The sequence below is a fragment of the Deltaproteobacteria bacterium genome (genome assembly GCA_020845895.1).
Lineage (GTDB): Bacteria > Lernaellota > Lernaellaia > JACKCT01 > JACKCT01 > JADLEX01.
This window is the reverse complement of the sequence record JADLEX010000102.1, coordinates 16,175-41,168: the sequence shown is the minus strand read 5'-3', so window position 1 is coordinate 41,168 and position 24,994 is coordinate 16,175. Positions and strand designations below refer to the sequence as shown.

Below are 24,994 nucleotides of genomic sequence, written 5' to 3'. Positions count from 1 at the left end.
CGCTTGGACTAGGTCAACCGACCCTCATTCTGCAGGAACACGCCGGTGAGCGACTCCTCGGTAAGCATGCGGAATCGCTCTTCGCTCTCCCGCAGGGCGCGCTCGGCATTTTTTCTCTGAGAGATGTCACGGGCGATCGACATGACCATCGATCGACCGGCGAGCTCGAATACGCGGGAACTGATCTCGACCGGAATACGTCGCCCGTCCCGGGTGACGTGAACCTGCTCGAAAGTGAGGAACCGCCCCGCGCGCAACTGCTGGCCGATCGGGGTGAGTTCGTTCCCTTCGGGCGGCGGCGCATCGATCTCGCGCGGACCCATCCGCAGCAACTCCTCCCGCGAATATCCCAACCGACGGCACGCCTGATCGTTGACCTCGACGAACCGCCCCGGCGATCCGTCGGAGCGGATTTCGTGTACGAAGAGCGCGTCGGTGACGCCCTCGAAGAGCTGGCGAAAACGTTCTTCGCTGTCGCGCAGCGCGGTGTCCGCGACCTTGCGTTCCGTGACATCACGGTGAATCGAGCGGTATCCCCGCAAGAGCCGACCCTCATCGAAAAACGGCTCGGCATTCGTTTCGAAGACGACGTTGCGCCCCTCGCGCGAGATCGCCGTCCACTCGAAACCTTTCATCCGCCCGCCGATGCTCGCCACGGAGTCGAAGTGACGACGAAACCGCGCGGCTTCGTCCGGCGATAGGATGAGATCGAACGGCTTGCCGATCAGTTCCTCGGGCTCGTAACCCAGCAGGCGTTCCACTTGCGGGCTATTGTAGGTGAATTCGGCCGAAACGGTGATTTCGCAGATCCAGTCGTTATTCGTTTCCACGAGCGAACGGAAGCGCTCTTCACTTCGCCTCAGTGCAATCTCGATCCGGCGGCGCTCCGCGACCTCCGCCTCGAGCTGTTCATTCGCCTTGCGCAGCTTCTCCGTTCGCTCGGCGACCATTTGTTCCAGTCGGTCCAGCGTTGTGCGCAGCGCTTCTTCCGCCATTTTTCTCGCCGTGATGTCGCGCGCCGACGTCATGACATGCGTGACCGCTCCCGATGCGTCGAACTCCGGAACGAGAAGCCAATCGATGGCCGCGCCGTCGGGAAGATCGAACTCGATGCGTTCAATACCTCCCTGCTCGAACGTGCGCCGAATCGTCTGCTCCCACAGAGTGCAAAGATCCTCGGGGAAGCCCATTTCCCGGTGCGTCTTTCCGACAAAGTCCGCCGGCGCAAATCCGGCGAATCGCCTGACGGCCGGATTGACGTAGAGATGCCGGCCTTCGCGGTCGAAACGCATGATGACGTCCGGCGAGTTCTCGGCGAGCGCCCGGAAACGTTCCTCGCTGTCACGTAGGGCTTGCTCGGCGAATTTTCGCGCGGTGATGTCCTTGTCCACGCCGCGATAACCGAGCAATACGCCGTCTGCCGACACGATCGGAACGCCGTTCGTAACGACGACGACCGCGCTGCCGTCGCGATGTCGGCATCGGTTCTCGAGATCGACGATCGGTGCGCGCCGGTCGGCGATATCCTGAAAAATGGGGATAATCCGTTTCGACTCACTTGCATCCATGAACTCGAACGGTGATTTGCCGATCACCTCGTCCGGTCGATACCCGAGCACATCCTCGACACGTCCGGATGCGAAGGTGTATTTGCCGGATGCGTCGACCTCCCACATCCAGTCCGCGCTCGAAAGCGCCATGTCGCGAAAGCGCTCCTCACCCGCGCGCAGCGCCTCTTCGATCCGCAGCCGTTCGGTCAGGTCGATTCCGAGAATGGCCAGACGACTCACGCGCGCGGCCTCGTCGATGACGGGCTGCACGCGGTAGTCGATCTCTCGATCTTCCTCATGAACGAGAAATCTTCCGGGAGTGCCGGATTTGAGTCCGCTCCACTGTTCCCCGGTCCAGAAATCCCGAAAAGCTGGAACGAGGCGAGGGAGATTTACATCGGAGTGGTCGGCGACGTCCTTCAGTTCCCGTCGCCGCATCTCGGAGTTGCACGCCAGCACCTGGCCGCGAATGTCCACGAGACATGCGGTTTCCGGGATATTGTCGAGCAGGGCCGTCATAGACTCCTCGGCCTGTGCAAGAAGCCACTGCGCCCGGGCATCGTGCTGCTTTGCCATCAAGAACGTGACGACGAGTCCGGCGAAGAGCAGCGTGACGACCAGCGGCAGAAGTCGAGCCTCACGAGCCATTTGGTCGAGTCGTTCGGCTTCGATGTCGATTCCCACGACCGCGACCACGGCGCCGGTTTGCCGATCGACGAGCGAGACGAACGCCGAGTCGAATCGTCCCCATCGGTCTTCATACCGGAGCGAAAGACGCCCCGCGGTCTCGAACAGCGGGAATATTGCCTTCGGGGCTTCGGCATACACTTGACCGGGCGGTGAGAAGTCGGGCGATTCGGCGGGTTCAGAGTCGGCAAGGAGGACGATTTGGTCGCCGGTACGCCGCATGAGATACACGAATCGACACTGTTTGACGGCGCTTCGAAGCGACGTGAGCCGCTGCTTGATCCGGCCGTAGACCGGCCCGCCAAGATCGGCCTCGGACGCGTTGAGCTCGGAGACGTTCGTCCATTCCGATTCTTCCGCAATGATGTTCGCGGCTTCCTGAAGTTGTTCCATCTCGCGGGCTACGATCGATTTTTCGGCGTACGTTGTCGCGATCCAGCCGAAGACAAGAATCAGCGGAACCGACCAGACGAGGGCGTTTTCGTATGGCAGAATTTTTCGAACGCGAACGTCCGAAAAATAAGAGAACCGCAAAAATTTCCACATGGCCGCCGCGACGACCACCGCCGCTCCGGTCGAAGCGTAACGAAGGAGGATCGAAACGGGATCGGGCTGCACTCGAAGTGCGTGAATGCCCTCGTCGAAGGGCGAAAGTGGAATCTCGATGACGGCCAGCAGGATGTAGATCGCGAACGCGACGATCGCGACGCAGAGCGCCGTCCGGCCCGCGGCCTCGCGGTTTGCGATGCGCCGAAACGTCCAGACCGTCCAGATTCCCGCGGGGATGCCCAGGGCGAAGTGAAACGTCAGGTCCAGAGCCGAAGGCCCGAATGCGTAGCCCGAAAAAGCGGGAATCGCGAACACCGCGTAGATCCAGATGGGGACCGGCCGGTCGCCCGTGGTGACGCGGGCACGCCGGTTGAACTCGATCAAAGAAAACCACGCGATCGACGACAAAACCACGCGGACGACGTTGTACATCCGCCCGTCGCCGATGCTCCAACTGATGAGATCCTGCCACTGGCAAAGTCCCCAGAAAAACGACGTCAGCCCGAACCAGTCCCATGGGTGTCGGGCGCTCTCCCGACCGGCCAGCACCCAGTTGCCGGAGGCCAGGACGACGAAAGCCAGCCCTTGCACGCCGAACAGAAAGTCGAGCTGTTGCGTCAGCAGGTTCATGTGATTCGACGAAACGGTGTTTGAGTCCCGGTGACCCGACCCCGTGGCCTCGGGATGCCCCACGACCGCGCTTCGCGTCGAATTCCGACGCGGGAGCGAACAACGCGATATGCAAAGGAGAATACGACATTTTTCGGGAAAGGACTAGAAATTTTTCTATGGCCGGAAAGGTCTCGAAACTTCTCCTCCGCTTCGTCCCCGATCCGGGCGAATCGGTCTTGCCCTGTGCCGCCGGTTCGGACAAACTGGCGACCTCTTTGGACGACGTCGCATCATTCCGGTTTTGAAGGGGAAGATCGCCATGAAAATCGAGTCGGTTCTCGTCATCGGCGCGGGCATCATGGGCCACGGCATCGCGCAGGTGCTGGCTCAGGCCGGGCACGCGGTTCACCTGCACGACATCTCTGAAGACCTGATCCGAAAGGGACTCAAGGGGATCGACAGCGGTCTCGAACGTCTCGTCAAGAAAGAGAAAATGACCGCGGAACAGAAGGCTGCGGTCATGGGCCGAATTCACGCCGCGCCGTCGATCGAAGAGGCGGCGAAAGGTTGCAATCTCGTGATCGAGGCCGCGACCGAGAATCTCGCCATCAAGAAACAGATCTTTCAGAGGCTCGATGCCTCCTTTGCGCCCGACGCCATTCTGGCGACCAACACGTCGAGCCTGTCCGTCACCGAGATCGCCGCGGTGACAAAACGCCCGCACAAGGTCATCGGCATGCACTTTTTCAATCCCGTGCCGGTGATGCGCCTCGTCGAGATCGTGCGCGGTCTGGCCACCGACGACGAGACGCATTCGGCGATCTTCGAGATGTCGCAAGCGGTCGGCAAGGACCCCGTGACCGTGCAGGACTACCCGGGATTCGTGTCGAATCGCGTTCTGATGATCATGATCAACGAGGCGATCTTCTGCCTGTACGAGGGTGTCGCGACCGCCACAGACATCGACACCGTCATGAAGCTGGGCATGGCGCACCCGATGGGGCCGCTCGCCCTCGCCGACCTGATCGGCCTCGATACGTGCCTTTCGATCATGAACCGGCTCTTCACCGGCTTCGCCGATCCCAAGTTCCGCCCCTGCCCGCTGCTCGTGAACATGGTGGCGGCCGGCAAGCTCGGCCGGAAGACAGGCGAAGGTTTCTTCAAGTACGAAGGCTGAGCAACACGCCGAGCGCGAACCCAACGCAACAGGCCGGAGAGTCGTCGTGGGGATCAAGGACTTCGTCATCGACAAGATTCTCGGGCGTTTTCATCTGACGCAGGCCAAGACGCTCCTGGAACATGTCGCCAAGCTCGGGCAACCGTCCGAGCACGCGATCCCCGCCGATCTCGTCGGCATGCTGGCTCGCGAGGCAGCGCGCGGCGTGATGAACACGCAGTTTTTCCAGTCCAACCGCGACTGGATCTTTCCCTATTGGGCCGAACGCCAATACGACCCGACCGACCGCGCTTTCGTCCCGCGCATCATGGCCGTTGGCCTGAATTGCACGCACCGCAATTGGGTGGGCATCGGCACCACCGACGGCAAGATCGAGCCCGTGGTCGATCCTCGCGGGCTCGTGACACCATGGCTGGACGGCTGGTCGCTCGACACCTGGGTCGAAGGACCGCGCGAGACGATCTATCCGTCCCGCGCGAACACCGTTCGCCAATCGACGATCGACGCCGCGCCGATGATCCGTACACTGATTTCGGGCGACTCGCTGCTGCTCGAACTCGAAACATTCGCCACACGACTGCGCGGCATCGACGAAGTCGTGCTCCACCGCGCTCGCGTTCAAAATCTCTCCGACACGCCGCAGGACGTGCGTTTGCGCTTCGCCGTGCGTCCGTACAATCCCGAGGGTGTGGCGCTCGTCCACGCCATTCGGTATCTGCCCGAAGGCTACCTCATTGTGAACGACCGCATCGCCGTGGTGACGACGACCGAGCCCGATCGCATCGTCTGCTCCGATCTGCGCATCGGCGATTGCGCGCAACTCGCCGACAAGCCCGACGCGCGGACCGAGGTGCGTTGCGACAGCGGCCTCGCGTCGGCGTTTCTCGAGTACGCACTTTCGATACCTCCGGGTTCCGTGGCGCATCGAAATGTCGTCATGCCGGTCGACGGCGCGCCTCGGTCCATGCGCGTCGTCAGCGAGGTGCGGCGGTTCGACTATCGCGATCAACGCACCCGCGCCAAAAGCCGGTGGCATGAAATCGCCGATGAGGGCATGAACGTCGAGTTGCCCGACGAACGCGTCGCGCAATCGTTCGTGCTGAACAAATCGTACCTGCGCCTTCTGGACGACGGCGAGACGATCAATCCCGGTCCGTTGACCTATCACCACTTCTGGTTTCGCGATTCAGCGTTTCTCGTCGCGGCGCTCGACAAGATGGGCTACACGGCCAGCGCGCGACGCAAGCTGATCGACTATCCCTCGAAACAGAAGAGCGACGGGTTTTATCTGTCTCAGGAAGGCGAGTGGGACTCGAACGGCCAGGCAATCTGGACACTGGTCGAGCACGCACGAATGACCGGCGATCATGATTTTCTGCGCGCGATGTTCGATTCGATTCGTCAGGCCGCCTACTGGATCGAAAACAAGCGCCAGACGACGAAATCCGACACGCCGCACTCGTCGCTCCTACCGCCGGGTCCGTCGGCGGAGCATCTGGGTCCCAACGATTACTTCTATTGGGACGACTGGTGGGGACTCGCCGGCCTGCGCGACGCAACTTGGGCGGCGGAGCTGCTGGGCGAGCGCACGCCGTGGCTGGACTTCGAAAAGTACGAGCAGTCCTTCCGCGAGGACATCATGAAGTCCCTTCGCCATGTCGAGACGCGGCTCGGCCGGCCGATCCTGACCGCGAGTCCTTATCGCCGTTTCGATTCCGGCGCCATCGGCTCGATCGCGTGCGTGTATCCGCTGCGTTTGATGGATCCGCGCTCGGCGATCGTCGAAAACACGCTCACGGAGCTTCGCGAAAAGTGCTTCGTCAACGGCGGGTTTTTTCAGGACATGGTGCACGCCGGCGTGAACGTCTACCTGACGTTGCACGTGGCGCAGATGCACCTGTCCCGGCGCGAGGCGGCTGCGTGGACGCTCGCCCAAAATCTCCTCGATCGCGCGACGCAGGTGGGCACCTGGCCGGAGGCGATTCATCCCCAAACCGGCGGCGGGTGCATGGGAGACGGGCATCACGGTTGGGCGGTCGCCGACTGGCTACTCTTCGTGCGTAACGCGCTTCTTGTCGAGGAAGGCGACGTTCTGGCGATCACGCCCGTCGTGCCGTCCGAATGGCTCTCATGGGGAAAACGCATCGGCGTGACAAACGCGCCCACACACTTCGGCACAGTTTCGTATGAGATCGAGGGGATGCGCGGCGAGATCGTTCTGACGATGAAACCGAGCTACCGGACCGCGCCACGTCTGTTGACGTGGACGCTCCCCTTCGACATCCGCGAAGCCCTCGTGGACGACCGTGCGATGACGATCAACGGCCGCGTCGTCGCGGTACCGGCGGGAACGACCCGCATCCGCGTTCCGCGTCCCTGATTTCGAGCAAACCCAGTTTTTTTGAGTCGCACCAAAGAGCAACGGACCGGTTTCCCGGTCCGTTCGTTCCGCCCCTCCCCAAGGGCTTTGCGTTGCTGGTTTTTCCCTTTTCCGGCCACGCAAATGAAGTCTAGCAAACCGGCCTCGACCGGTCAAGCCGCGGCGCACCGAAATCCCTAATTATATCAATGACTTAGGCGAAACTACCGGTAGTGGCGGACGGAGGAATTCCCTACCAGATATGGACGAAACCGGACTCAGTCGCCCGAGAGGACGCGAAACTGCGTGGTGACGACCGCGCTGGTGTCGTTGCAGACGTCCGTGCCGTAGATGTCGAGCGAATGCCAGCCCTCACCGAGGGTCTCGACCGGCAGTTCGAACCCGATCGTGTCGCCTTCCTCGACCGTGGAGCAGCCGTCGAGATTGCGTAGCGCGCTCGCGCTCTCCTGCCACGAGACTTCGTCAATCGAGAAATACAGAATTCCGTCCTCGAGGTTGCACTCCTCGTCGGAATACTCGAGTTGCACGATCGCCCGCTCGCCCTGTTTGATCGACGGCGGCGACGCGATGGGAACTTCGTTGCCCGGTTCGCCGAGCAGGAAGAACACGTTTCCGAGTCGCGGGTTGGAGTTCTGATAGCAAACGTCTTCGACCACGTCGCGCACCTGCGAGCTGCTGTCGCAAGCGCCGAGGACCGCCGACGAAGTCGCGCCGAGGGCGATCCAGACGAGATAAACTGTAATGACGTGAAACCGTGTGTTCATCGGGATTTTCGCCAATTCACGAGGGCGAATCCGATCTTAGTGGCCGACCGCCCGATGTCAAGAACGGCGCCGGTCGCGACCGCCGCCGATTCCGAGCCGCCGCGAACCCGGCGGGTCGCTTTTTCATCTCCGCAATCCGGGCATTGGGCGGTCAGTACCGCGACCCAACCGTCTCCTGTGGCAAACGGCTTCGAATATCAGCCAGTTCGTCCGGAGTGAATTGAACGTTCAGCGCGCCGAGGTTTTCCCGCAGGCGTTCGATTCGACGCGTGCCGGGGATCGTAAAGATGTCGTCTCCCTGCGTCATCACCCAGGCCAGCGCCACCTGCGCCGGGGTCGCGCTTTTTTGCGCCGCGAGGTCCTGAATCAAATCCATGAAACACGCGTTCGCCGCGAGCGCCTCGTCGCTGAATCGCGGATTCTGGCGTCGCCAGTCGTCGGGGGCAAGTGACTCCCGGTTGGGAATCGCGCCCGTGAGAAAACCGCGGCCGAGCGGAGAATAGGCCACGAAGGCGATGCCCAGGTCGCGGCAGGTGTCCAGAACGCCGTCCTCTTCCACGGTGCGCGTCCAGAGCGAGTATTCGGTCTGCAAGGCGGTGAGGGGATGGACGACGTGCGCCGCACGGATCTGTTCGGGGGAGAATTCACTCACGCCGATGAAGCGCACTTTCCCCTCCTCCACAAGCCCCTTCATCGCGCCGACGCTTTCCTCCACCGGAACGCTCGGGTCCGGACGGTGTTGATAATAGAGGTCGATGGCCTCGACGCCGAGACGCTTCAGGCTTTTTTCGCAGGCTTCCTTCACGTACTCGGGGCGCCCGCTGATTCCCAGCCATTCCCCGTTCGGTCCCCGCCGAACACCGAACTTCGTCGCGACGATCACCTTGTCCCAACGGTCCGAGAAGGCTTTGGAGATCAGTTCCTCATTGCGTCCGACGCCGTACATGTCGGCGGTGTCGAAAAAGTTGATCCCCAGGTCGACGGCGGCGTGCAGGGTTCGGATGTGCCCCGTCTCGTCCAGCGCCCCGCTGTAGAAATCCGACATCCCCATGCAACCCAACCCGACCCGGCCAACGCGAAGCGTGCTGTTCCCGAGTGTGCTCATCACATTGTTCATGGAATGATCTCCTTCGCCGAGGGGCGATTCCCTGTCGTGTTCGGTTTCCATAAGTCCAAACCATCGGGCGTTCAAGAGGAGCCGCCCGTCGCCACGACTCCGTCTTCCATCATGTCCCGAATTTCGCCTTCGGAAAAACCGGCGGATTCGAGGGCCGACACCGTGAAATCTCCGAGAGTCGGAGCCCATGCGGCACCGGCTCCGCTTCGATTCAACAACGGCGAATCCACGAATCTCTTCCCGTTCCGGGGATCGGTCGAGATCACGCCGCGCGACGTAAACACCGGGTCGTCGCCCATCTCGTCGAAATCGAGGACGGGCTCGACGCATGCGTTGGCGCGGGCGAAGCGTTCCGTCCACTCCGCACGCGTCCGCGACGCGAAGCGGCTCACCACGGTCCCGTAATGGGGATTCTCCGCCGTCGCCGCCGAAAACGCCTCGTCCAGCAGTTCCGGCGTCTCCAGCACCTCGCAGACCTGCCGCCAGAACTCGGGTTCAATCGCCCCGACGGACATATGCCGGTCGTCGGCGGTCCGATAGTAGTTGTAGCAGAGCACCGACCCGGCCAGGAAAGGCTCACGATACCCGGGGGCGCGGCCGCGCGCTGAGGCTTCCGTCAAGTTCGACGCCGCCATGGCGAGCGTGCAATCGGCCATCGAAAGGTCGACGTACGAACCCTCGCCGGTCGTCGCCCGGCGATAGAGCGCCGCCACGACGGCGCACGCGAGGAACACACCCGACGACATGTCGGCAAGCTGAATGCCGGGGACAATCGGCCCCTGACCCGGCACGCCGACGAGCGAAGCAACGCCCGACCGTGCCAGCAGATTGATGTCGTGCGCGGCGCGCGAGGCCATCGGTCCGGTCGCCCCGTACCCCGAGAGCGCGACGAAAATGAGATCGGGCCGGACCTTGACCAAGTCTCCAAACCCGATACCGAGACGATCCATCACCCCCGCGCGGAAGCTCTCGACCACCACGCCGTATTCGCCCAGCAGTCGTTCGATCACGGACCTTGCGCGCGGGTGCTTGAGATCGATCGCGAGACTCCGCTTTCCGCGGTTGATCGCCGCGAACATGTAGCCGATTCCGTCGATCGTCGGCGGCACGTGACGGGTGTAGTCGCCGCCGTGAATCGCTTCGATCTTCAGAATATCCGCACCCCAGTCGGCGAGAAGCTGCGTTCCGTAAGGTCCGGGAAGCAGCCGCGAAAAATCGAGGATCTTCACACCGTCGAGAAACGACATTCCACACTCCGATCCGATCGTTGCCGCGCCGCCGGGCTTGCCGCGCGTCGTCAAATTGCGCAAATAGTCCCATGTCGAAAACAAAACCGTTCGGCGTCTTCTTCTTCGCGGCGGGGGCGCTGGTCCTCCACCTCGCCTTCGCCGTCGGCATCGGCGCACTTTTCGCCCAGTGGCACGGACGCCAAATTAGTCGCGGAGTCGCCTTGCCACAAGCGCCGCGATACGTATTGCCCGCTGGTTGGAACGATCCCGGGAAACGCGGCCAAATCGCATCACTGTGCGCAGCGGGCGGCCATGTCTTCGCCGCCGGCCCGGGGCTCGGCGTCTATCGTAGCGTCGACGGGCACTCGTGGTTTCCGTTCAACGCGGGACTTTCGGAGTCTCTCGAGACAACGCACTTGTCGTCCGGTCCCGCCGGCCTATTCGTCATCGACGACGATCTTCAGGCGTATCGCTGGGATTCGACGGCTTGGTCCGCCATCGGCGTCGTTCCCGAGTCCTCGCGCGTCGTTCGCGTCGGGCACCGGGGTGGATCCCTCGCGGTGGCCACCGATTTCGGCGTCCACTTCTGGACTGAACGCGACGGATGGACGACCCCGGAGGACCCCGGTAGAGCCGCGACGTTCGCCGTCAAACCGCGCCGCGTTTTGCCAGCAACGCCCACCCTGGGCATTGGAATCGAGTCGAACGAGCGCGGAGCATGGTTCGTGCGTCTCTCCGGCGGTTCCGGCGTTGCAGCGCCGCCGGTCGATCCCCCCGTCGATCCCTCGAAGGTGGTATGGCTGCGTGACGTGGACGGTTCTTCGACGATTGTGGACGGCGATTGGAGATCGACGATCACGGATGTCGAGTTCCGACCGTCGCCGACGTCCACGATCATCGTCGCCGCCGGTGACGCCCGCGTTTATGCCATTGACGTCGTGGATGGCGGCTTCGCCACGCCTCGCGGGGAATCGGCCGGCTTACCGCCCGCGGCATGCACGTCGCTGACCGTCAATGGGGAGGACCTCTTCGTGGGCACTTCGGGATTCGGCGTGTATCGGTTCGACGCGCAACACGACCGATTCGAGCCTGCGAATCTTGGTCTGCTTCACACTCCGTAATCGGTTTGACACGCCGTCACGCGGTGCGATGGAACCCCAGCACCGCATCGATCACTCGATCCTGCTCGTCGTCGCGCAAACCGTGGTAGATCGGCAGACGCACGAGCTGGTCGGACACGCGAACGGAGACCGGGCACGAGGTTCCGGGTTTCGCGTATCGCGCGCCCATCTCCGAGCGGTGCAGCGGTTGATAGTGGAACACGGCGTGGATGCCGAGGCCGCGCAGATGCGAGATCAACCGGTCGCGCTCATCGCCATCCGCGCACAGCAAGAAGAAGATGTGCCCGTTGTGCGCATCGGCGAGTTCAGCGGGGATTTGTGGACGACGTACGCGCCCATCGTGCTCCAGCGATTCGAACGCCGCCATGTACCGGTCGAAAAGCCGCCGCCGCGCCGCCGTGACCCGTTCCACGTGTTCGAGCTGCGCGAGCAGAAACGCGGCCAGAAGATCCGACGGTAGAAAACTCGAGCCGAAATCGCACCAGGTGTACTTATCCACCTCGCCTCGCAGGAAGCGGTTTCGGTTGGTGCCCTTTTGCCAGAGTACTTCGGCGCGGGGCGCGAGCGTCGGGTCATTGACCGCCAGTGCGCCGCCCTCGCCGCAGTGCAGGTTTTTCGTCTCGTGAAAACTGAACGCGCCGAGATCCCCGATCGCACCGAGCGGCCGACCGCGATACGTCGCGCCCAGAGACTGCGCCGCGTCTTCAACGACGCGGACCCCTGCCTCGCGCGCGACGCGCCCAATTTCATCCATTTCGCACGCGACGCCCGCGTAGTGGACGGGGACGATCGCCTTCGTGCGCGGCGAGATGGCCGCGGAAAGCAGGCGCTCGTCCAGATTCAGCGTGTCTTCGCGTACGTCGACAAAGACCGGCGTCGCGCCGCGCGAGGCGAATGCGTTCGCCGTGGAGACGAACGTGAAATCGGGGATGATGACCTCATCGCCCGGGCCGACGTCGCACAACATCGCGGCCATTTCCAGCGAGTCCGTGCACGAGGTGGTGAGCAGCACCTTCTCGCACGCGAGCATCACCGCGAGCCGCTTGTGGCACTCCTTTGTGTAATGACCGTCGCCGGAGATCCACCCGCGCTCGACCGCGTCGCGCATGTGACCGAGTTCGTCGCCGAGCAGCGACGGGCGGTTGAAGGGGATGAAATCGTCGGGACTAGACATCGCTGGCGCGCTCCACGAACTCGTCTTCGCCGATGGGCGAAAATTTCACGAGCGGAACCGTCGCTTTCAAAAAGGCCACTTCCGCCTCGTCGTAACGCTTGTTGTAGGTGCGTGTCGAAACATCGAAACAGCATGCGCGGTCGTCCACCTCCGACGGGGAGGTCACGACTCGGAATCGTCCGTCGAACTCCGGACGCTGTCGAACGAACTCCTCGATCTTCGCACGCATTCGCCGCGCCTTCTCCTCGACGTCGAGAGTTTCAAACTGAGGTCCCATACGCTCGGTCACGTCCTTTGCAGGAACTCCCGCATAGACGTGATTTGCTTCCATGTCCTTCACGATCACCGATCCCACCATCGCCATGGCGCGCTCGCCCACGCGGACCGGCGAGACGATGCAGTGCCCGACGAACCATGCGTCCTTGCCCACGTGCATGGGTTTGCGCGAGAAGAACCGACAACCTTCCACCACATCGCCGAACTGGATGTGCGTCCATAGCTGACTGTGCGCGCCGATGCCGACGTTGTCGTCGATCGTGAGGCCGCCCATGGAATCGAGCACCACGTTGCCGCCCACCCAGCAGTTGCGCCCAATCTGCAATGCGCCTTCACCGTGACCGAATCCGTTGGCGTTCCACTTGGAGTAATCGCCGATGCGAAAGCGCGGAGCGAGAATTCGCGTCCCCCTGCCGACGAAGCAGAAGTCGCCGAGGATCACTTCATCCGCGGGACCGCCCTTCCCCGTAATGACGACATCCTCTTCGACCACCACGCCGCGACCGACCTTCAGGCTCTTCGCGTCGATGACGCCGCGAATCGACGGTTCAAAAAGATCCGCACCCACGCACGCACTCCCCGCCGGCGCCTACCGGCCTTGATCGAATCCGATTCGCTCCCGTTCAACGCTCTGTGGCCTTCCCAGCATGCGAAAGTGCATGCGGGCCAGAAATTCGCCGATGATGCCCAGCGCGAAAAGCTGCGCTCCCGAGAAAATCGCGATGATCGACGCGAGAAACGGGAAGCCCGGCACGCTGTGACCGGTTACGAGAAAACGCCCGATGACGAATAGTAAAATGAGAATTCCGAACGCGGTGAAGAAGAACCCGATGAAACTGGCGAGTTGAAGCGGCAAATTGCTGTAACCCGTGATCATGTTGATCGCGTGCGTGAAGAGCTTGGCAAAGTTGTAGTTGGATCGCCCGTAACGGCGCGGCTCGTGCCGAAGCGGCAGCGCGGCGAACCGGGTCGTTCCCCACGAGAGCAACACGTCGATCGAAACGAAGGAACTGCGGTAGTCCCCCCACGCGTCGCGCAGCCGCGTGCGAAAGATCCGCCACGCGCTCGCGTCGCTCGCCGTCTTCGCCCCCATCGCGCGTGCCAGCGTCCATTTGGTCACGACCGACGTGAAATCGCGCCACGCGCCGTGCGCCTCGACGATCGGCGGCGCGTACACCACGTCGTGCCCCTCGTTCAGCTTCGCGATGAGCTTGGGAATTTCTTCGGGCGGGTGCTGGAGATCGTCGTCGATCGTGACGATCGCCTCGCCGCGCGCCGCGCGGATCCCCGCGAGCAGCGCGTTGTGCTGACCGAAGTTGCGGTTGTGCCGGATGCCGCGGACGCGTGGATCGGACGTCGCGATTTCGCGGATGATGTCCCACGAATCATCAGGGCCCCCGTCCTCGACGAAGACGATCTCGTACTCGCGCAGATCGGCCTGCGCGGATAGCACCTTCGTCAGTCGTTCGTGGAGTTCGAGAAGGCTGTCGCGGGAGTTGTACACCGGAATCACCACCGACAACGTGGAAATCGGCTCGGTCATGTTTCCGACTCCTCCGCCGGTTTACCGCGCATCCGCGACCAGGCAGCCCAAGCGCACCACGCGAGCGCCGTGAGGAGCGACCACGCCCCCGCCGCGCCGTATCGCGGTTCGTAGTTTAGCGGCATGACGCTGCCGACGGCATACAGAAACGGCGTTTGCAGCGTGATGATCGCCCACCAGTCTTCGCGACGCAGCAACAGCCACGCGAGCGCCGCCGCCATACCCGCCCAGCCGAGCCACGGCGCGGTGCGGCTGCACACCGCGTAAAAGAACCCCACCGGATCGCGCAACGCGGTGTGGATCGGCGACGCCGCCGCATCGCCCGGGCGAGGATACGACCGAGGCGGCGTGAAATCGAGCGGACGCTCGGCGAAGGAGACGAGCCGCAATCCCAACGCCCGAACAAACAGCATGGGCTCCTTGCGCAACACCTCGCCGACGTATTCGCCGAGCAGGCGATTCATCTCCACCGACGCATATTCCACGCGATGCCCGCGGGATTCGAGCCACGGGGTCAGCGCCTGATCGTCGAGTCGCAAACCGTAGGGGTTGTCCTGCACGATCCCCAAACCTTCCCAAAGCGAGCGGCCGAGAAAATGCGTGTTCGTCGTGCCGTAGTATTTCGCATTGAAGCGCTTTTGCGGCAAGCCGAAGACGAGCAGAGGGATCGCGACGAAGAGCGCGGCACACGCCAGCCGCTCGCGCCACGCGCGCCCGGGGGCGAGCAACACGAGCGGTGAAACGAAAAAGAACATGAAATACGCGCTCGGGCGCACCCAGAGAAGAATCGCGGCGACGAGAAGCGCGCCGGGGATCCAGATCCGCTCCCTCGGAAGCCTGGATCGAAATACCGCAAGCGCCAGCAACACGAGCGCCATGATCGGCACGGCAAAGATGTCGCGCATGGGTTGGCTCGCCTGCGCCCAGATCACCGGGAACGTCAGGCTGTAGAGCAGCCCCGCCCACATCCCGATGCCGGTCCCGACGAGCAGCATCACGGCCGCGGAGAACGCCACGACGCCCGCGGCTTCGGCCAGCACCTGCACGATCATCGCGTATTTGGACGTCAGGTTGTCGCCGAACAACCGGCTCGTCCACGCGATGAGGTAGCCGTAACCCGGCAAATCGACGGCCGGAAAGGTCTTGTATTCGCCCGATCTTGGAAGCGTCTCCCATTCTTCGAGTGGAATGAATCGACCTTCGGAATCGGCGATGCGGCAGGCTGCGGCGGAGAGCGTGCGATCCTCGGAAAATTCGTGTCCGTGCCGCCACGCGTCCGCAATGGCGAACTGGCCGGAAACCTGCCCGTAGTAGTAGAGGGTGGCGTTTTTTCCGTACGCCCAGACCGTCGCCGCGCGGACCGCGAGGAAAACCAACAGCACCATCAGCAGTCGTCCGCGCACGCGTCCGCTCCACACCCGCGGGGAATGGACTTCCCGGCGACCAGACACTATCGTGGAAAATCCGAAACCGGCAAGACCGCATGATCGATTTGTCCGCCATCGCATCCCGTCTCGAACAGCGCCCCGACGGCATCTGGGTCTCGAAGAACCGCTCCGACGTCGATTATCCGTCGTTCGGCAGCGACGTGTGTTTCGAGATCGAGGACACCTCTTTCTGGTTCGCGCACCGCAACGCGTGCGTCGCGGCGATGTGCCGGCGGCATTTGCGCGAGCGCGTCGTTTTCGACATCGGCGGCGGAAATGGGTTCGTCAGCCTCGGATTGCAGCGCGAGGGATTTGAGACGGTGCTGGTCGAGCCCAGCCCTTCCGCCATGCACCACGCGGCAACACGCGACATCGCCCACCGTGTGTGCTCCACGTTCGATGACGCGGGATTCGTCGACGGCGCCGCGCCGAATGTCGGGCTATTCGATGTGCTCGAGCACATCGCCGAGCCTGTGCCGTTTCTTCGCGGCATTCGCCGGATTCTTCACCCGGGCGGCCGCCTTGTCCTCACCGTTCCCGCTTACAACTCGCTCTGGTCATACGAGGACGAGATCGCGCGGCATCATCGGCGCTACACCCGAGCTTCCCTGCGTGCCCAGCTCGAATCGGCGGGATTCGCCGTCGCGGACTCCACGTACTTCTTCAGCTTCCTGCCGGTTCCGATCCTGCTGGCGCGCGCGCTGCCGTGGCGGCTTGGGTTGCTCAAAGACGAGGCCGTCACACGAACCTCCGCTCAGCACCGACCGCCGGGCGGCCTCGTGAAACGGATACTGGACGCCTTGCGCGGATTCGAACTTCGGCGAATCGAGCGCGCATCATCCCTGCCTTTCGGCGGCAGCATTCTCGCCGTCGCGCGTTAGACAGCGATGGGTGACGTAGAAACTCCGCGCCATCTCTGTGCGAGTGCGTCCGCCCCGCGTGCAAACGCCGCAAGCACGCACCATGCGGCGGCGGCCATATAGCGCGGCTCGTGGTTGAGCGGAAAGAACGCGCAGAACGTGTAGATCAGCGGAACGTTGAGGACGAGAATCTCCCACCAGCGAGAGCGTTCGCGCAGCAGCCAGAAGACTGTCGCCGGCGCGCCGATCCACAGAAACGCGAACGCATAAATGCTCAGCAGATTGTAGAAGTAGCCAACGGGATCGGCCCATGCGTAGGCGAACACCGAGATCGCCTGCTTATCGCGCATCGGAACGGGGCGCGGCGGGACGAAATCGAGCGGCGTCTTCGCAAAGACGACCGCGCGCGCGGCCAGCGTTTTCAAATAGTACGCGGGGTCCTTTCGGAGCACTTCGAAGACGTACTCCGAAAGCACCCTGTTCATCTCGACGCTGCCGTAAGGCGCATCGACACCCCTCGAACGCACCCACTCGACAAGCACGCGGTCGTCGAGGGCGAAACCGTAAGGATTGTCCGGGATGATCCCCATGCCCTCCCAGAGCCCGCGCCCGAGAAAGTGAAGGTCGCTCGTGCCATAGTGGCGCTCGTTGAATGCGCGCACGGGAATCGTGTAGAGCGCGATCGGAACCCCCACGAGGCACGCGGCAAGAACCGCCCGTGCGCGGAGAGAACGACCGGGGGTCAGCACGGCGAGCGGGACGACGAAGAAAAAGACGAAGTACGCGCTGGGTCGCACCCAGAGGAGAAGTGACGCGATGGCGATCGCAACGGGGACGAAAATCTTTTCGTGCCGCGATGCCGACTTGAATATCGTCAGGGCGAAAACGACGAGGGCGAGGATCGGGATGAAGAATACGTCGCGCATGGGCTGGCTCGCCTGCGGCCAGATCATGGGATACGCGAGCCCGTATCCGAGCCCGGCCAAGAGGCCGACGCGCGGCGAAATCAGGCGCGCCAGCGACCAGACGAACAGCAGCACGCCCGCGCACTCTGCCAGCAGTTGCGCTGCGAAGGCCCACCGCGACGTCAATTCGCCGCCGAGAAGCCGGCTCGTCCAGGCGATGAGATAGCCGTATCCGGGCAAGTCGACGGCGGGAAACGTTTCGTACTCGCCCTTCGGAAGTGTTCCCCATTCCGACACAGGAACGAAGCGCCGTTCGCGGGCTGCGAGGTCCTCGGCCGCGCGTTCACGCGTTCGGTCGAACGAGAAATCTCGATCGTCCCACTTCGCCTCGGCGATGGCGAACTGCCCCGCCACTTGGCCGTAGTAGTAGTAGGTTCGATGGTGCGAATAGAGCGCGATCGTCCCCGCACGCACGAGGAGAAACAGCAGCGCCAGCAACGCGAGTTTTTTCGCCAAGACTTGTCCCGGAATGCAGAAAGTCGGCGCATCATCCGCGCGGCGTCCCTCCCGGTCAAGGCGATTCACGGCGTTTCGGCTTGACACCGCCGTGCGTGCCGCCTATTCCTGTCGCGGTTTTTTCGTGCTCCCGGGGTCCACCGTGGGAAAAGCCGTCGTCATCGCGATTCATCCCGAACACCCGCAGCCGCGGTTGATCGCCCAGGTGGTGGAGTGCCTTCGCGCGGACGGACTGATCGTGCATCCGACGGACACGACCTACGCGATCGGCACGCGCATGAGCAACAAACGCTGCGTCGAGCTGATGTACCAACTCAAAAAGAAATCGCTCAAACGACCGCTGTCGTTCCTGTGCCGGGACCTGTCCAACATCGCCGAATACGCCAAGGTCGGCGACGATGCCTATCGCACGATGAAGCGCCTGCTACCCGGGCCATTCACGATGATCCTCGAAGCGAAGAAAAACGCGCCACGCATCACGCAGACCCCGCGCAAGGAGATCGGCATCCGCGTCCCCGATGACGCGATCTGCCGCGCCGTCATCGAAGCGCTCGGGGAACCGCTCCTCTCCACGAGCGCATACGTGCACGCCGGCGAACTCCTCGCGGACCCCGAAGAGATCCTTCACGCGCTTGGGGGCTACGTCGACATCATCATCGACGCCGGCTACATCCACCCCGAGCCGTCCACCATCGTCAGCTTCGTCAACGACCGGACCACGCTCGTGCGACAGGGCAAGGGCGTTTTCGAGGTCTGACCGAACGGCTCAATCGGTTACGACCCCTCTTTCGATTCCGCCCGAAATCCGTTATTGCGTTCGGCAGTACCAAATGGAGCGCGACATGGCGACCGAGCAGACCGAGGCCGGGGCGACGGATCCGATCATCGTTCGCGCCCACGACGACTTCCGCTGGGAATCGGTTCCGGTGCTGGCCTACAAGGAAACCGGCAATCACTTCCGGAATATCACCCGGCAGATCCTGTATCCCGGCGATCCGGCGCTGCCGGTGCAATGGCGCTATTTCGAGATCGCCGACGGCGGGCATTCGACGCTGGAACGACATGAGCACCTGCATGTCGTCATGATGATCCGCGGCGTCGGACAGGCGCTCGCCGGCGACCGCGTACTCGACGTCGGGCTGCACGACGTGGTGCGCATTCCCGCCATGACCTGGCATCAGTTCCGCGCCACGGCGGGGGCGCCGCTGGGATTCCTTTGTGTGGTCCACATTGATCGCGACCGCCCGCTTCTGCCCGATGAGGCGTCGCTCGCCGAACTGCGCGCGAACCCCCGCGTCGCGGAATTCATCCGCCTTTGATCGCGGTGAACCCATGACGGAGGAAAAGGGACGCGCATTCGGCTTCGAGACGCGCATGGTGCACGCCGGGCACATCCCCGACGCCGTGGTCGGCGCGCGCGCAACGCCGATCTACCAGACCACTTCGTACGTCTTCGACAGCACGCAGCATGCCGCGCAGCTTTTCGAGCTGAAGCAGTACGGCAACATCTACACGCGCATCAGCAATCCCACCACCGCCGTTTTCGAAGAACGGATGGCGTCGCTCGAAAATGCGACCGGTGCGGTGGCGGTGGCCAGCGGCATGGCCGCGCAGTTCGCGACCTTCATGACGCTGCTGTCGCCGGGCGACGAGGTCGTCGCCTCGGCGCATCTCTACGGCGGAACGGTCACGCAGTTCGCGCACACCTTCAAGAAGCTTTCGGTGACGGTTCACTTCGTCGATCCCACCGAAGTCGAGAACTGGGAACGCGCCATCACGCCGCGCACGCGGGCGCTCTTCGGCGAGACGATCGGCAACCCGCGCGGCAGCATCCTCGACATCGAAGCGCTCGCGGCCTTGGCGGCATCCCACGGCATCCCGCTCATCGTGGACAACACCTTCGCCACGCCGTGGCTGTGCCGTCCCATGGATTTCGGCGCGGCGATCGTCGTGCACTCGGCGACCAAGTTCATCGGCGGCCACGGCAGCAGCATCGGCGGCGTGGTGCTCGATTCCGGTCGGTTCGATTACGGTCCGTTCGAGACGCTGACCGAGCCGTCGCCCTCGTATCACGGACTGCGTTTCTGGGACACGTTCGGCCATTACGCGTTTCTGATGAAGGTCCGCGCCGAAACCGTGCGCGACACCGGCGCGTGCATCTCGCCGATGAATTCGTTTCTGCTACTGCAGGGACTCGAAACGCTTTCGGTGCGCATGGAGCGGCATGTGGCGAGCGCCCTCGCCGTCGCGCGGTTTCTTGTCGATCACCCGTCGGTCGAGCGCGTGCATTACGCGGGACTGCCGGATCATCCCGATCACGCCCTCGCGCAAAAATATCTGCCGCGCGGTCCAGGCGCGGTCTTCACCTTCGACCTGAAGGGACCCGAGAGCGATGCGCGGGAGACCGGGCGCAAGTTCATCGAGTCGCTGAATCTCTTTTCCCACCTCGCAAACGTCGGCGACGCACGAAGCCTGGTCATTCATCCCGCGTCCACCACGCACCAGCAGCTTTCGGACGACGAGCTGCGCGCATGCGGCGTCGGCGCGAAGACGGTGCGGCTGTCCGTCGGCCTCGAAACCGTGGAGGACCTGATATGGGATCTGGATCAGGCGTTGTCGGCCACTTCGAGCTGAACACGTCCCTCGATGAAGCGCAGCGGGCTCGGTATCAGGATCCCAACGTCATCCGCAATCTCATCGAGCGGTCTCGAACGATCGCCGTTGTCGGACTTTCGGCCGATCGCCAGAAGGCCAGCTTTTTCGTCGCGTCGTATCTCCGGTCCGAGGGATATCGGATCATCCCCGTCAATCCGCGCGGCGGCGAGATTCTCGGCGAAACCGTCTATCCGGACCTTCGCGCGGTGCCGGCGAAGATCGACATCGTGGATATCTTCCGTCCCACGGTGGAAGTGGCCGGCATCGTCGATCAGGCGATCGCGGTGGGCGCGCGTGCCGTGTGGATGCAGCTTCGCATCATCGACTTCGCGGCCGCCGATCGCGCCCTCGCGGCAGGTCTCGCCGTCGTGATCGACAAGTGTGTGAAGATGGAACACGGTCGATTCGGCGGCAGTTTGCATTGGGCGGGAATGAATACCGAGATTGTCAGCGCCCGAAAAGCCCGGCGATAGACCTTCAGTTTTCCGGCGGACTCATGAACCTGGGCGCCCCGTTCGTGATCTCCAGATACCGACGCAACCCGTCCAGCATTTCCTCATCCCACGTGAATTCCAACGTGCACACGCGCCCGGCGACGCTCCCGCTCATCGCGATCGCGGCGAGATCCGCCGTCGGGACCTCGAACGCGAAGCTCTCCTCGAAGAGCATCGCGACCCCATAGCCGAGCAGACGCACGCCGCCCTCGTCGCCGCCGCTTCTCGATGTCGCGAGTTTTCCCGTGCGGCTGTGAAACGCCTTCCACGGGCCGAACCGCGCCGATTCGGTCGCGATTTGTCCCTTCAGGCAGTCGCCGTCGTCGGCAACGATGAAGGTGTTTCCGCGGCCGAGGCTTTCGTCCGATCCGATGATCACGGTATGCACTGCCGGGGCGGCAGCGCCCTTCCCTTCTCGCCGCGAAAGAAACAGCGTCCGCAGGCCGTAATTGTCCATCTGCGTGGCGTAACCGGTGATCGTGGCGTCCGAGATGATGTCGTATCGGGTGAAGATCCGAAACCCGTCGATCGGAAAATCGAATCCCTCGCTTTCGAGGTTGTGACGAAAATACTGACCCGCGCACGCGGTGAGCGCGAACGCACACGAAAGACTCGCGAGCGTGAGAAGCACGATTTGAATTTGTCGGTGCGTGCCCGCCATGCGTCTCACCGAATTGCGAACGTGACGAAGCATACGAACGCTCTCCCGCGCCCGCAAGCGCCGCGAAACGGTCAGTACGGGAGAATTTTTTCGATGAATTCGCCCAGGATCACGTACGTCGGGCCGGAGAAACCGCCCTCGGCCACCGCCATGATTCCGAAAAACATGAGGGCCGCGATCACGCACACGTTGGGCACAAGCTTCAGGAGATTCCAGTTCTTCATGGACGCGTTCAAATCCGTCCGGTTCAGGATGAGGAAGTACGCGTATGCGAACGGCAGGAACGCGCAGAACCAAGCGACGTAGTTGACGAATGGCACCGATAAGAACCAGGGCGGCAGGTGCTCGTTCCACCGCCAGAAGACGCCCGAGAGACTGGCGAGCGGGTCGAGCTGGAGGTCGAGTGAAATGGCGAGTGTCGTTATGAGAAGCGCGCTGCCGATGACGCTCCCCTTCAGCGCCGGAAAGCGCTCGCGCCAGAACTCCGCAATCCAGATGCACGCGTAGAACGCGAGACACCAACCCATCATCGTGGCAAAGGGCGCGGGGAGGCGACCGAGGTAGAATCGATACCCCGGCTCGAAGAAGTACCCCATAACGATGCCGCCGTTCTCAAGGATCGTTCCGTACACCCAGCAAACGACGAAAAACGTGACGAGACCGGCGGCGCGTTTTTTCACGCCGACATGAACGATGAACGCGCCGATCCAGAACAGTTGCATCAGCTCGAAGAATCGAACCAGCGAACTCATCCGCAGTTCAAACCGGAAAAACGGCAGCGCCGCATACCAGGCGTAGACGACGACGGGGATCGTCGCAATGACGGCAGGTACGACATATTTACTCGGTCCGAAGGGCGCGAGACGCTTCGAGTTCCGGACGCGTTCGATGTAATACGCGACGACCCAGAAGAGCGGAAAGACGGTCGTCAGCGCGAACGAGCAGACAGGAATGCCGATTCGGTCGAACTCGGCCCGCGGAACGTTGGCGACGAGGAAATGCAGCAGCCCAATGGCTTCGAGGTAAAAGAACCAGATCGGCAGATTGTCCCAGATTTCAATGAAGACCGAACGCTTGGTCATCAGCGAACGCCAACAGGTTTTTGTCGATTCGTTCGCCGTCGCCGCCAACTCTCCATCCACCGCCGGATTCATCACATCGGACATCCTCATCCCCCACACGCCGAGATCGCGCGGCGTCCGGATCATGAAATCGCGGCATTCTTCCCGCGCCGGTCGCGACCTGTCAACGCCAACGACGCACGGCGACACGGGTTTCCGCCCGAACCCGACGACCTTTTCCCCGCGTTGGCGCGGACGGGCGCAATCGGTAGAATGAAGCCGATTCGACCAACTCGGGGGAACCGTGGCGAAAACCGCGCTGGCGCGTTTTACCGACGATCGTCGCGCCGAACTCGCGGGTTCGTTTGCGCGTCTGTTCGCCGACGCCTTCCCCGATGAAATCGAGGACGAGCGCAACCGCACGGCGCGGCTCCGCAAGATCGCGGCGTGGGCGATCGGGTTGTTTCAACTGCTCGCGGAAAACCTGAACAACCCGAACGACACCCGCGTCTTCGAGTATCAGAAGACGCTGATCCACTCCGGCGACCTGGCGTCGTTCGGAGTTCCCGATCTGGTCAAGTCGTGCCTTCTCATCAACCGGACTTTTCAGATCGTCTGGCAGGATGTTCCCGGCCCGCGACCGGCCTCGGACGATACCGAGCGAATCCGCCAGGCCGTCGAGGAACTCGTCCTTTCCGCGGCCGGGTTCTTCGACGAGAAGCTGCGTCAGAACGATCGGTTCGTCGATGGACTTTTTGAAGGCGCGGACCTGATCTTCATGATGCTCGACACGGGCGGACGCATCGCGCGCGTCAACGATCTGGTCGCCACGCTGTTCGGCAAACCGCGCGAGGAGTTGATCAGCCGCGGGCTGGCGGGCTTCGTTCACGAAGACGATCTACCCCTCGTCACGAGGTCGGTCGGCCTGGTTCTGGCCGGCACGCCGCGAATTTTCGAAATGCGCGTTCGCGGCGCCGGGGAACAGACGAGAATTCTGCACGTCTTTCTGACGCCGCTTACCGAGACGGGCCAGATCGTCGGCATGCGTCTCGTTGCGCAGGACGTCACAAAGCAGAAGACCCTTCAGGATGCCCTTCGACGCAGCGAGGAGAAGTTCCACGCGCTGCTCGAGCACTCGCCCAGCCCCATCCTGATCGTTCGAACGGAGGACGGTTCGCTGATCGAGATCAATCGGCGCGGCGCGGAGGTGGTCGGCATCGACGAGGGCCAAGTGCGCGCCGCGTCCCTGCTGGACGTTTTTCAGAAGGATTCCGGCCGCGCGGCGATCGAACTGCTGCAGGCCGCCATCCATTACGGTACGGCGGAGGCGTCGGGGCTCGGGCTCCGAACCGGCCAACAGTCATGGACGCGGGTCAACGTCTCCGCTTCGGCCATCGAGTACGGGGCGGACCGCGTCGTGCAACTCGTTCTTTCCGAATCGCCGCCCGACGTCGAGTCGGTCCCTCATCACGACCCGGAAGAAGCGGAGCGCGAAGTCCGCCGTCTTCGCGACGACGCGGTTCGCGCGGCGCTCGATTTGGCGCTGGCGCGGCTGGAACGCGATGCGCGCCACTGGATGCACGCGCAATTTCGGGCAGACTCCGAAGCGAATGCGGAGCCCCGGGCGTCCCGCGTCGGCCAGGTGCTTGATCTTCTCGAACGCCTCGAATTTCGGCGGACGAATCGCGACGGGCTCGTCGATCTCGCCGGAGGACTCGAGGATCTCGTCGCGCTTCTGCGGGAGATTTACGGTCGGCGCATCGTTTTTCACCTCCGGCAATCGGAATTGTTTCGCGTGGCCGACAACTACGATCGTGTGCTGCCGGCGGTCTCCGCCGTCATCCTCGCGGCGGTCGAGGCGACACGATCAGGCGACATCTATGTTCGTGGCGAGATGAACGGCGGTCTGAACATTATCCAGGTCATGGACACGGGCGAGCAGATCCCGCATGAGGGTGTCGAAATCGGTCGCGTCGCGGGCAATCCCGCGATCGGCGGGCGTCGCCACTGGGACTTGTACCGCGATGCCCTTTGTGCGATGGAAAATGCCGGCGGGGGCCTGCAGATCCGCCCCGATCGGCTCGGAGGCGCCCGCGTGACGTTGACCATTCCCGGCGCGCGTTGGGACGAAGTGAGCGAACCCGCTCCTCACACGCTGATGGTGCTGCCGGATATGGAGCTTCCGGCGGTCGCCACAGACGATTCTCGGGATTCATGACCGCACGAAAGCCCAGAG

General features: G+C 62.9%; 20 protein-coding genes. 9 read left to right on the top strand and 11 right to left on the bottom strand.

Annotation, left to right across the window (positions count from 1 at the left end):
* Positions 1–8 precede the first annotated feature (8 nt).
* Positions 9–3,416 carry a PAS domain S-box protein gene (locus IT350_13980; protein MCC6159153.1) on the bottom strand — a complete coding sequence of 1,136 codons (3,408 nt, stop codon included), beginning with the start codon at positions 3,414–3,416 and terminating at the stop codon, positions 9–11.
* A gap of 301 nt (positions 3,417–3,717) precedes the next feature.
* Here IT350_13980 and IT350_13975 point away from each other — a divergent pair, with 301 nt between their 5' ends.
* Together IT350_13975 and IT350_13970 are read left to right on the top strand one after the other, a co-directional pair.
* The gene (locus IT350_13975) at positions 3,718–4,575 is read left to right on the top strand and encodes a 3-hydroxybutyryl-CoA dehydrogenase (GenBank protein MCC6159152.1); all 858 of its coding nucleotides are present in this window, start codon (positions 3,718–3,720) and stop codon (positions 4,573–4,575) included.
* Positions 4,576–4,621: 46 nt separating this feature from the next.
* Complete coding sequence (locus IT350_13970; protein ID MCC6159151.1) at positions 4,622–6,955, top strand: hypothetical protein; 2,334 nt, start codon at positions 4,622–4,624, stop codon at positions 6,953–6,955.
* Between the two features lie 257 nt (positions 6,956–7,212).
* Here IT350_13970 and IT350_13965 read toward each other — a convergent pair whose 3' ends face one another.
* The 3 genes from IT350_13965 to IT350_13955 form a co-directional block, all read right to left on the bottom strand.
* Positions 7,213–7,719 (bottom strand): hypothetical protein, encoded by a 507-nt coding sequence (locus IT350_13965; GenBank protein MCC6159150.1) that lies wholly within the window; start codon positions 7,717–7,719, stop codon positions 7,213–7,215.
* Positions 7,720–7,870: 151 nt separating this feature from the next.
* A complete protein-coding gene (locus tag IT350_13960) occupies positions 7,871–8,836 on the bottom strand; it encodes an aldo/keto reductase (protein ID MCC6159149.1) in 966 nt (321 codons plus the stop codon).
* Positions 8,837–8,907: 71 nt separating this feature from the next.
* Entirely contained in the window at positions 8,908–10,083 is a 1,176-nt protein-coding gene (locus IT350_13955; GenBank protein ID MCC6159148.1) for a CoA transferase, read from the bottom strand.
* 71 nt (positions 10,084–10,154) lie between these two features.
* On the opposite strand from IT350_13955, the gene IT350_13950 reads away from it, so the two are divergent.
* A complete protein-coding gene (locus tag IT350_13950; GenBank protein MCC6159147.1) occupies positions 10,155–11,186 on the top strand; it encodes a hypothetical protein in 1,032 nt (343 codons plus the stop codon).
* Between the two features lie 16 nt (positions 11,187–11,202).
* Here the strand turns inward: IT350_13950 and rffA are convergent, their stop codons facing one another.
* From rffA to IT350_13930, 4 genes are read right to left on the bottom strand one after another with little or no spacing between them, the layout of a single operon-like run.
* Positions 11,203–12,360, bottom strand: coding sequence for a dTDP-4-amino-4,6-dideoxygalactose transaminase (rffA, locus tag IT350_13945; protein ID MCC6159146.1), 1,158 nt, complete (start codon positions 12,358–12,360; stop codon positions 11,203–11,205).
* Positions 12,353–13,204: an acyltransferase gene (locus tag IT350_13940; protein MCC6159145.1), complete on the bottom strand. Its 852-nt coding sequence runs from the start codon at positions 13,202–13,204 to the stop codon at positions 12,353–12,355. Before IT350_13940 ends, rffA begins: the two co-directional genes overlap by 8 nt.
* A gap of 21 nt (positions 13,205–13,225) precedes the next feature.
* The gene (locus IT350_13935) at positions 13,226–14,179 is read right to left on the bottom strand and encodes a glycosyltransferase family 2 protein (GenBank protein ID MCC6159144.1); all 954 of its coding nucleotides are present in this window, start codon (positions 14,177–14,179) and stop codon (positions 13,226–13,228) included.
* Positions 14,176–15,582: a hypothetical protein gene (locus tag IT350_13930; GenBank protein ID MCC6159143.1), complete on the bottom strand. Its 1,407-nt coding sequence runs from the start codon at positions 15,580–15,582 to the stop codon at positions 14,176–14,178. Before IT350_13930 ends, IT350_13935 begins: the two co-directional genes overlap by 4 nt.
* A gap of 80 nt (positions 15,583–15,662) precedes the next feature.
* Between IT350_13930 and IT350_13925 the strand changes: the two genes are divergently transcribed.
* Positions 15,663–16,487, top strand: a complete 825-nt coding sequence (locus tag IT350_13925) for a class I SAM-dependent methyltransferase (protein ID MCC6159142.1) — start codon at positions 15,663–15,665, stop codon at positions 16,485–16,487.
* Here the strand turns inward: IT350_13925 and IT350_13920 are convergent.
* Positions 16,484–17,887, bottom strand: a complete 1,404-nt coding sequence (locus tag IT350_13920; GenBank protein MCC6159141.1) for a hypothetical protein — start codon at positions 17,885–17,887, stop codon at positions 16,484–16,486. The two genes, IT350_13925 and IT350_13920, sit on opposite strands and share 4 nt — an antisense overlap.
* Positions 17,888–18,029: 142 nt before the next feature.
* Between IT350_13920 and IT350_13915 the strand changes: the two genes are divergently transcribed.
* From IT350_13915 to IT350_13900, 4 genes are all read left to right on the top strand, one after another.
* Positions 18,030–18,644 (top strand): threonylcarbamoyl-AMP synthase, encoded by a 615-nt coding sequence (locus tag IT350_13915; GenBank protein ID MCC6159140.1) that lies wholly within the window; start codon positions 18,030–18,032, stop codon positions 18,642–18,644.
* Positions 18,645–18,729: 85 nt separating this feature from the next.
* Positions 18,730–19,206, top strand: coding sequence for a cupin domain-containing protein (locus IT350_13910; protein ID MCC6159139.1), 477 nt, complete (start codon positions 18,730–18,732; stop codon positions 19,204–19,206).
* Positions 19,207–19,219: 13 nt separating this feature from the next.
* A complete protein-coding gene (locus IT350_13905; protein ID MCC6159138.1) occupies positions 19,220–20,521 on the top strand; it encodes an O-acetylhomoserine aminocarboxypropyltransferase/cysteine synthase in 1,302 nt (433 codons plus the stop codon).
* Complete coding sequence (locus tag IT350_13900; protein MCC6159137.1) at positions 20,482–21,015, top strand: CoA-binding protein; 534 nt, start codon at positions 20,482–20,484, stop codon at positions 21,013–21,015. The genes IT350_13905 and IT350_13900 overlap by 40 nt, the downstream gene beginning before the upstream one ends.
* A gap of 4 nt (positions 21,016–21,019) precedes the next feature.
* Here the strand turns inward: IT350_13900 and IT350_13895 are convergent, their stop codons facing one another.
* A complete protein-coding gene (locus IT350_13895) occupies positions 21,020–21,730 on the bottom strand; it encodes a hypothetical protein (protein ID MCC6159136.1) in 711 nt (236 codons plus the stop codon).
* 38 nt (positions 21,731–21,768) lie between these two features.
* Positions 21,769–22,863 carry an FAD-binding oxidoreductase gene (locus tag IT350_13890; GenBank protein ID MCC6159135.1) on the bottom strand — a complete coding sequence of 365 codons (1,095 nt, stop codon included), beginning with the start codon at positions 22,861–22,863 and terminating at the stop codon, positions 21,769–21,771.
* A gap of 199 nt (positions 22,864–23,062) precedes the next feature.
* Here IT350_13890 and IT350_13885 point away from each other — a divergent pair, with 199 nt between their 5' ends.
* Complete coding sequence (locus IT350_13885) at positions 23,063–24,976, top strand: PAS domain S-box protein (protein ID MCC6159134.1); 1,914 nt, start codon at positions 23,063–23,065, stop codon at positions 24,974–24,976.
* The last annotated feature ends 18 nt before the right edge of the window (positions 24,977–24,994 follow it).

What these genes read in the sequence shown, in the direction of transcription:
- IT350_13890 (MCC6159135.1), bottom strand. Translation starts at nt 22,863, where the DNA reads ATGTCCGATGTGATGAATCCGGCGGTGGATGGAGAGTTGGCGGCGACG.
- IT350_13905 (MCC6159138.1), top strand. Translation starts at nt 19,220, where the DNA reads ATGACGGAGGAAAAGGGACGCGCATTCGGCTTCGAGACGCGCATGGTG.
- IT350_13910 (MCC6159139.1), top strand. Translation starts at nt 18,730, where the DNA reads ATGGCGACCGAGCAGACCGAGGCCGGGGCGACGGATCCGATCATCGTT.
- IT350_13965 (MCC6159150.1), bottom strand. Translation starts at nt 7,719, where the DNA reads ATGAACACACGGTTTCACGTCATTACAGTTTATCTCGTCTGGATCGCC.
- IT350_13935 (MCC6159144.1), bottom strand. Translation starts at nt 14,179, where the DNA reads ATGACCGAGCCGATTTCCACGTTGTCGGTGGTGATTCCGGTGTACAAC.
- IT350_13895 (MCC6159136.1), bottom strand. Translation starts at nt 21,730, where the DNA reads ATGCTTCGTCACGTTCGCAATTCGGTGAGACGCATGGCGGGCACGCAC.
- IT350_13925 (MCC6159142.1), top strand. Translation starts at nt 15,663, where the DNA reads ATGATCGATTTGTCCGCCATCGCATCCCGTCTCGAACAGCGCCCCGAC.
- IT350_13980 (MCC6159153.1), bottom strand. Translation starts at nt 3,416, where the DNA reads ATGAACCTGCTGACGCAACAGCTCGACTTTCTGTTCGGCGTGCAAGGG.
- IT350_13955 (MCC6159148.1), bottom strand. Translation starts at nt 10,083, where the DNA reads ATGTCGTTTCTCGACGGTGTGAAGATCCTCGATTTTTCGCGGCTGCTT.
- IT350_13950 (MCC6159147.1), top strand. Translation starts at nt 10,155, where the DNA reads ATGTCGAAAACAAAACCGTTCGGCGTCTTCTTCTTCGCGGCGGGGGCG.
- IT350_13960 (MCC6159149.1), bottom strand. Translation starts at nt 8,836, where the DNA reads ATGAACAATGTGATGAGCACACTCGGGAACAGCACGCTTCGCGTTGGC.
- rffA (MCC6159146.1), bottom strand. Translation starts at nt 12,360, where the DNA reads ATGTCTAGTCCCGACGATTTCATCCCCTTCAACCGCCCGTCGCTGCTC.
- IT350_13975 (MCC6159152.1), top strand. Translation starts at nt 3,718, where the DNA reads ATGAAAATCGAGTCGGTTCTCGTCATCGGCGCGGGCATCATGGGCCAC.
- IT350_13900 (MCC6159137.1), top strand. Translation starts at nt 20,482, where the DNA reads ATGGGATCTGGATCAGGCGTTGTCGGCCACTTCGAGCTGAACACGTCC.